Annotated in this window: 8 protein-coding genes; 7 read left to right on the top strand and 1 reads right to left on the bottom strand. The window is 64.4% G+C overall.

Annotated elements, in window-relative coordinates; genetic code table 11:
- Positions 1 to 12 precede the first annotated feature (12 nt).
- Genes DKT70_RS12905 through DKT70_RS12920 form a run of 4 tightly spaced genes read left to right on the top strand, consistent with a single transcriptional unit; the run spans position 13 to position 3,796 of the window.
- Complete coding sequence (locus tag DKT70_RS12905) at positions 13 to 558, top strand: TRAP transporter small permease subunit (protein WP_233490570.1); 546 nt, start codon at positions 13 to 15, stop codon at positions 556 to 558.
- Complete coding sequence (locus DKT70_RS12910; RefSeq protein ID WP_111559522.1) at positions 555 to 1,835, top strand: TRAP transporter large permease; 1,281 nt, start codon at positions 555 to 557, stop codon at positions 1,833 to 1,835. Before DKT70_RS12905 ends, DKT70_RS12910 begins: the two co-directional genes overlap by 4 nt.
- A 12-nt stretch (positions 1,836 to 1,847) precedes the next feature.
- A complete protein-coding gene (locus DKT70_RS12915; RefSeq protein WP_111559523.1) occupies positions 1,848 to 2,516 on the top strand; it encodes a DUF2848 domain-containing protein in 669 nt (222 codons plus the stop codon).
- A 2-nt stretch (positions 2,517 to 2,518) separates the two neighbouring features.
- A complete protein-coding gene (locus tag DKT70_RS12920) occupies positions 2,519 to 3,796 on the top strand; it encodes an amidase (protein ID WP_199559595.1) in 1,278 nt (425 codons plus the stop codon).
- A gap of 77 nt (positions 3,797 to 3,873) precedes the next feature.
- On the opposite strand, the gene DKT70_RS12925 is transcribed toward DKT70_RS12920, so the two are convergent.
- Positions 3,874 to 4,179, bottom strand: a complete 306-nt coding sequence (locus DKT70_RS12925) for a DUF4112 domain-containing protein (RefSeq protein ID WP_233490571.1) — start codon at positions 4,177 to 4,179, stop codon at positions 3,874 to 3,876.
- A 405-nt stretch (positions 4,180 to 4,584) separates the two neighbouring features.
- On the opposite strand from DKT70_RS12925, the gene DKT70_RS12935 reads away from it, so the two are divergent.
- The 3 genes from DKT70_RS12935 to DKT70_RS12945 are packed head-to-tail and all read left to right on the top strand — an operon-like array spanning position 4,585 to position 7,495.
- Complete coding sequence (locus DKT70_RS12935) at positions 4,585 to 5,805, top strand: NAD-dependent epimerase/dehydratase family protein (RefSeq protein ID WP_111559527.1); 1,221 nt, start codon at positions 4,585 to 4,587, stop codon at positions 5,803 to 5,805.
- On the top strand, positions 5,802 to 6,629 hold the full coding sequence (locus DKT70_RS12940; protein WP_233490572.1) for a glycosyltransferase: 828 nt from the start codon (positions 5,802 to 5,804) through the stop codon (positions 6,627 to 6,629). Before DKT70_RS12935 ends, DKT70_RS12940 begins: the two co-directional genes overlap by 4 nt.
- Positions 6,626 to 7,495, top strand: coding sequence for an NAD-dependent epimerase/dehydratase family protein (locus DKT70_RS12945; RefSeq protein WP_111559528.1), 870 nt, complete (start codon positions 6,626 to 6,628; stop codon positions 7,493 to 7,495). The genes DKT70_RS12940 and DKT70_RS12945 overlap by 4 nt, the downstream gene beginning before the upstream one ends.
- Positions 7,496 to 7,748: the final 253 nt, after the last annotated feature.

Here is a 7,748-nt window from a genome sequence, read left to right on the forward strand (position 1 = left end):
GGGATCATGCGGATGGTCGATCACCTTTATGGCGCGCTTCGGCGCGCCAACCGTTTCGTGGCGCTGGTGCTGGGTCTGGCGCTGGTGCTGACGGTGCTGTTCATCCTGACGGATGTCGCCCTGCGCGGATTCGGCCGCGCCTCGCTCGGGGGCTCGGACGAGATCTCGGGCTATGTCATGGCCGCCGTGGCCAGCTGGGGCCTGGCATGCGCGCTGATCCAGCGCGCGCATGTCCGCATCGACGTGATCCGGCTGAAGCTGGCGCAGACTGGACGCGCGGTGATGGACATCTTTGCGATGGTCGTCACAAACGCGATCGTCCTGCTGGTCGCATTTCAAAGCTGGCCTGTCCTGTCGCGCACCCTGACCCAAGGGTCGCGCGCCAACACGCCCCTGGAAACGCCCCTGTGGATCCCCCAGGGCATCTGGTTCGCCGGTTGGCTGTGGTTCGCCGTGACCGCCACGGCGCTGACCCTGATCGCCCTGACCTATCTGGTCGCCGGGCGCCGCGAGGAGATGGATGCCGCCATCGGGATCGGCACGGAGGTCGAGCTATGATCTGGACCGTCGCAATCTCTCTGCTGGGCCTGATGGCCCTGTCGATCCCGGTCGGGATCGTGCTGTTCCTGCTGGGCGTGGGCGTCAGCCAGTTCTATTCCGCCTTTCCGCTGCTGCGCGGAATGGGGCAGATGGTCTGGTCCTCATCGGCATCCAGCACGCTGATCGCCATCCCCCTCTTCGTGCTTCTGGGCGAGATCCTGGTGCGCGGCGGGGTGGCGGAACGCACCTATGCGGCGCTGGACAAGTGGCTGTCATGGCTGCCTGGTGGGTTGGTTCATGCCAATATCGCCACGGCGACGATGTTCTCGGCCACCTCCGGTTCCTCGGTGGCCACCGCGGCGACCGTCGCCACCGTCGCCATGCCGCAGGCCGAGCGGCTGAATTACGACCCGCGCCTGTTTTCCGGCGCCATCGCGGCGGGCGGCACCCTGGGCATCATGATCCCGCCTTCGATCAACCTGATCGTCTATGGGTTCCTGACCGAAACATCGATCCCGCAGCTGTTCCTGGCCGGCCTGGTTCCGGGTCTGCTGCTGGCGCTGTTCTTCATCCTGGTGACGGTGGCGATCTGCATGATGCGGCCCGCGCTTGGCGGTCCGTCGCGCAGCTTCCGCTGGTCCGAGCGGCTGATCAGCCTGAAACAACTGCTGCCGATCATCGTGCTGTTCGGGGTCGTCATCGGCTCGATCTATGCAGGCTGGGCGACCCCGACGGAATCGGCGGCCATCGGTGTCGCCATGGCGGTCGTCATTGCGGCCTTTGGCGACGGGCTGACCCTGAAATCGGTGGCCGAGGCGCTGGAGGGCACGATCCGCATCTCGGCCATGATCATGCTGGTCATCGTCGGCGCCTATTTCCTGAACTTCGCCATGACATCGGCGGGTCTGGGACGCCAGTTGACGGCGCTGATCGGTGGGTCCGGCCTGTCGCCCTTCGGCACCCTGCTGCTGGTCATTGCCCTTTATGTGGTGCTGGGCTTCTTCATCGAGACCCTGGCGCTGATGGTCGCCACCATTCCCATCGTCGTGCCGATCATGGCCGGCCTTGGCTATGACAAGGTCTGGTTCGGCATCCTGATGATCGTGCTGGTCGAGATGGCCCTGATCACGCCGCCCGTCGGCCTGAACCTGTTCGTGGTCCAGGGCGCCCGCAAAAGCGGGTCCATCAAAGACGTCATCATGGGCGTCATTCCCTATGTCGCCGTCATGGCGCTGATGGTCGCCGCGCTGATCGCGGTGCCCGGATTGGCCCTGTGGCTGCCCTCTGCGTTCTGAAAGGACTGAACCATGCGTTTCAATTGCAACGGCCAATGGCTGGACATCGAACTGGCCCATCTGGTTGTCGCCGGGTGGACCGGACGCGACCAGGCGGCCATCCAGCATCATATCGACGAATTGGCCGCGATCGGCGTCACGCCGCCTTCGGCCACGCCGCTGTTCTATCGCGCATCGGCCGGGCTGCTGACCCAATCGCCCCGCATCCAGGTGGTGGGCGGCGACAGCTCGGGCGAGGTCGAACCGCTGGTCGTGCAGGCCGGGGGGCGGCGCTGGCTGGGGCTGGGATCGGACCATACCGACCGCGCGCTCGAGGCGCATTCGGTGGCGCTGTCCAAGCAGATCTGCGCCAAGCCCTGCGCGGATCAGCTGTGGGAATGGGAGAGCGTCGCGGACCGCCTAGACGAGATCGTGCTGGAAAGCTGGATCCATGAGGATGGCGAATGGGTCCCCTATCAGCAAGGCAGCCTCTCCGCGATCCGGCCCCTGACGGATCTGATCGCGTCGGCCGGGTTGGATGACCTGGCGCGCGACGGGGCGGTCGCGATGATGTGCGGCACCTTCGGCGCGAAGGGCGGGGTCCGTCCTGCCAGCCACTTCCGCATGGCCATGTCCGATCCCGCCAAGGGCCGTAAGATCACCCACGACTACGCCACCGAAACCCTGGCCGAGGTCGCATGAGCATGCTGGCCGATAAAGTCGACGCCGCGATCGCCCGCGTCGCCGACCTGCCCGATGCGCAAAGGCGCGCAATCTTCGTGTCCTTTGACCCCGATCGCATCCGCGCCGAGGCACGCCGCCAGCAGGCCCGCCACGATGCGGGCGAGGATCTGCCCCTGCTGGGGACGCTGATCTCGGTCAAGGACCTGTTCGACGAGGCGGGACAGGTCACCAGCGCCGGGTCGCGCCTGCTGGCCCGACGCGCGCCGGCCGAAAACGACGCCGTCGCCGTGGAACGGCTGCGCAAGGCCGGCGCCGTGATGTTCGGGCGCACGTCGATGTCGGAATTCGCCTATTCGGGGGTGGGGCTGAACCCCCATCACGGCACCCCCTCCAGCGCGCTGGCGAAGGGTGTCATTCCGGGCGGTTCGTCTTCGGGGGGTGCGGTGGGCGTGGCCTTGGGGCTGACCGATGCCGCCATCGGCACGGATACGGGCGGGTCCCTGCGCATTCCGGCCGCGGCCAATGGCATCTGGGGCATGAAGCCCAGCCAGGGCCTGATCCCCGACACCGGCGTCCATCCGCTGGCACCCAGCTATGACACGCCCGGACCGATGGCGCGCGATCATGCGACATTGCGCAAGATGCTTGAGGTCATGGCAGGATCGCCCCTGCCCCCCACGTCCGACGGCCCCCTGACATTGGCCCTGCCCCATGGCGGTTTCGTCAACGACCTCTCATCTGAGATCGCCGCCTGGTTTGCCGCCGAACAGGACCGCCTGAGGGCAGCAGGCCACCGCCTGGTGCCCGTCGACGCGACCCTGATCGGCGCATCGGTGGGTCTGAACCGGATCATCGTCGCGGTCGAAGCGCATCGACTTTATGCGGATGATCTGGAAACACTGGGCAGCATCGGCGATCCGCGCGTGCTGTCGCGCATTCGTTTTGCCGAAACGCTTTCGGACAGCCAGATCGCGGATGCCTATGCCGAACGTGCCCGGATCGTCGCGCATTTCGCGGTGTTAATGGAGGGCTTTGACGCCATGCTTGCGCCGACGCTGCAGATGATGCCGCCCCGCATCGACGAAACCGAGGCGGATTTCGACCGTATCAACGCCGCGATGCTGCGCAACACGTCCCTGGTCAATCTGGTGGATGGATGCGCGATCAGCCTTCCCTCGGACTGGGGTGGAAAGCCTTGGGCGCTGACGATGATGATCGGCGCGAAAGGAACGGACGCGGCAATTTTGTCGGCGGCAAAAGCCATTGGTCTGCAACGCACAGCCAGTGCCGGTCGATAAACTGTGGAGGGCCTGCGAAGGAACCCTGATCAGCCGGTTTCGGGCCTGTCAAACCCGTGACAGGTCCGGCCATCCTGTTAGCGCGCGCCGATTCCGTCGGGGCTGACGCTTTCAAGATGGGTTCGCAGGATGTCGACATTGCGGAGATTGGACTTGTACCACGCGTCGAAGAAACTGCCCAGGACGGGGATGCTGCCGATTGTCGTGTCCACCGCGACATTGATGCCCTGCCTGGCCAGTTTGTGCCCCGGCAGTCCCATGCGATAGCTTTCCAGGATGATTACGACCGCCGGCACCATCGCCGCGACATCGCCGATTCCCGGCAGCAAACCCGCAATCGCGTCATAGCCGACCCGAAAACGGGTGCCGGGTATCCGGAACACCGAATCCAGACGTTTGGAAAGCCGATCAAGCCGATCGAACCGAGCCTTGTGCACATGATCTTTCATCCATCCTAAAGCACGAACCTTCGGCCCCAGTTCCCTGACACCGAGCCGACCCCGCAGTTTTCATGCCCTTCACATCAGCCCGATGCAGGACCATTCCGCCGCCATGCCCAACGCACCGCTGGTGAAATCCCGGACCTTGCTGTCGACCGCCCAAGCCCTGTCACCGATCTGTCTTGCACACCGGCTATTCAGATCGCCGTGGCGTGCATGCATTCGCAGAGACTTCACCCGTGGGACGAAAGCGGATATCAATTCCCGGTAACAGCGCCACCAGGCATCAGGGTCTTGGCTGTCCGCCAAGCTGAACCCGTTGGCCCGCATATGAAGGAGAACCGCCCTATGAAGATTGCGATTCTTGGCGGGGACGGCTTTGTCGGCTGGCCCACGACGCTGCACCTGTCCAACCTCGGACATGAAGTGCACATCATCGACAACCTGTCACGACGCTGGATCGACACGGAACTGGGCGTGCAGTCGCTGACCCCGATGGATTCCATCCAGGAACGCTGCCGCATCTGGCATGACCTGACCGGCCGCCGCCTGCATTTTCACCTGCTGGACCTTGCCGGAGAATACGAGCGCGTGAAGGCCTGGTTGATCGAACACCGCCCCGATGCCATCATCCATTTCGCCGAACAGCGCGCAGCGCCCTATTCGATGAAATCCGACCGGCACAAGGTCTATACCGTCAACAACAACGTCAACGCCACGCATAACCTGCTGGCGGCGCTGGTGGAAAGCGGCATCGACGCCCATGTCGTCCACTTGGGCACGATGGGTGTCTATGGCTATTCAAGCGTCGGGGCAACGATCCCCGAAGGTTATCTGGACGTGGACATCACGCGGCCGGACGGTGCGAAGGTGCCGCAGCAGATCCTCTATCCGACGCGGCCCGGTTCGGTCTATCACATGACCAAGAGCCTCGATCAGATCCTGTTCCAGTTCTATGCCCAGAACGACGGGCTTCGGATCACCGATCTGCACCAGGGCATCGTCTGGGGCACCCATACCGACCAAACCCGCCGTCATCCGCAGCTGATCAACCGGTTCGATTATGACGGCGATTACGGCACGGTGCTGAACCGCTTCCTGATCCAGGCGGCCATCGACTATCCGCTGACCGTCCACGGTACCGGCGGACAGACCCGCGCCTTCATCCACATCCAGGACAGCGTGCGCTGTATCGAGCTGGCGCTTGCGGCACCGCCCCAGGCGGGCCAGCGGGTGGAGATCTTCAACCAGATGACCGAAACGCATCGCGTCCGCGATCTGGCCGGGCTGGTCGCCAAGGTCACGGGCGCCCGCGTGACCCATCTGCCGAACCCCCGCGCCGAGGCCGCCGAGAACGACCTTGTCGTCGACAACCGCAAGTTCCTTGCCTTGGGGCTGACGCCCACGACGCTGGCCGAAGGTCTGCTGGGCGAGGTCGTGGAGGTCGCGCGCAAGTTCTCTCACCGGATCGATCGCAGCCGCGTGCCGGCCGTGTCCGCCTGGACGCGGGATCTGGCTGCGAAGGTCGAACGTGATCCCGAAGGGCGCAAGCTGAAGTCGGTCTCGTGACGGGACCGTCCGGCCGGGCGCAGGGGGACGCGGCCTTTGTCACCCTGGTGACGAACGCGGATTTCGCCCTGGGCGCGCGCGCGCTTGTGCGCTCGCTCCGCCTCAGTGGGACGAGGGCGGATATTGTCGTGATGCACACCGCAGGCGTGCCCGCCAGCGCGCTGGCACCGCTTGCGGCATTCGACGTGCGTCTTGTCCCGGTCGAACTGCTGCCGACCTCGGACGCTTTCAACCATGCCCATGCGAAATCCGCGCTTCACGACCGGGCGCCCTTCACCAAGGGGCAGAAACCCCCGTTCCACACGCCGCTGGACAATTTCGCCAAGCTTCGCCTGTGGCAATTGGACTATGGGCGGATCGTGTTCCTGGACGCGGACACGCTGGTCCTGCAGAACATAGACCGCCTGTTCGACTATCCCGAATTCTCGGCGGCGCCCAATGTGTATGAATCGCTGGCCGATTTTCACCGTTTGAATTCGGGGGTCTTCACGGCCAGGCCCAACCGGGCGACCTTCGATCGGATGCTTGTCCGTCTTGATGCGCCGGGCGCTTTCTGGCGTCGCACCGACCAGACCTTCCTTGAAAGCTTCTTTCCCGATTGGCATGGGCTGCCGGTCTTTGACAACATGCTGCAATATGCCTGGCTGAACCTGCCGGACCTCTGGAACTGGTCGTCGATCCGAGTCCTGCACTTTCAATACGAAAAACCGTGGATGACGCCGCATCCTCAGGCAGAGGCGCTGAAGCCACTGATCGATCTATGGTCTGCCTTTGCGGGCGACGGTCCGGTTCCCTCGGTCCAAGACTTGCCATCGCCGCGATGAAATTCGCCGTCACCGGAGCGACCGGCTTTGTCGGCCACCATATTGTCGACCACCTGATCCTGTCGGGCCACGATGTCCTGACGCTAGGGCGCCGCCCCTCCCGGCACGACAAGGCCGATTTCATGCCCTTCGATCTGGACCGGGGCGCACCGGACCTGCGCGGCCAGGATGTCCTGGTTCACGCCGCCCTCTCCCATGTTCCCGGCCACTATCGCGGCGGAGAGGGCGATGCGCCGGAGGCATTCCTGCGTCGCAACCTGGATGGCACGATCCGCCTGTTTGCCGCAGCCCGCGATGCCGGTGTCCCACGCATCCTGTTCCTGTCGTCGCGCGCGGTCTATGGCGACTATCCGCCCGGAACAATTCTGCACGAGGATCTGCCCCCCCGCCCGGACACCCTCTATGGCGAGGTCAAGCTTCGCGCAGAGATCGCGCTGGCCCGGATGGCTTCGGCTGACCTGGCAGTGGCAAGCCTGCGCGCGACCGGTGTCTGCGGCCTGCCGGTTCCGGGCCTTGCACATAAATGGGCGCAGCTTTTGCAGGATTACGCGCAGGGCCGATCCATCACCCCTCGCGTCGCGACCGAAGTCCATTCCCATGACCTTGCCGAGGCCGTCAGCATCATCGCCCTCGCCCCGCCGGAGGCACTGGCGCCCATGGTCTTCAACATTTCGGGCGTGGTGCTGGACCGACGCGACATGCTGGCGCAATTCGCTCGGCTTGGCGGGATCAGCCATCCTCTCCCCCTCCGCGCGGACCCCGGCAAGGTGAGCGTGATGGAAACCGGGCATTTGCAACGCCTTGGCTGGCACGCCTCCGGAACGCCCCATCTGCACGATATTCTGTCGGCGTTGTTGCCCAGATAAAAAGCCGGCCCGGGTTCGAACGCCATGATCCCAAGGCTCGATGCAATTCAGCCCTCGCAGGGGGGCAAAGCAATGCGCCGATGGCGTATTTGGGCTCTGCCTTCAATATGCCATGGCCACCCAAGCATTGATGATCTGCAGATGTCGCATGGCATCATTGCCATCGCATGCTATCCTGCTTTGCGGCTGACCTGCCCCCCGATCGTCCCTCGTTCATAACGAGAGTCTGCCGTTTTGAGATTGGTAGTCGGGG

The organism is Paracoccus sediminilitoris (assembly GCF_003259195.1).
Taxonomy (GTDB): Bacteria; Pseudomonadota; Alphaproteobacteria; order Rhodobacterales; family Rhodobacteraceae; genus Paracoccus; species Paracoccus sediminilitoris.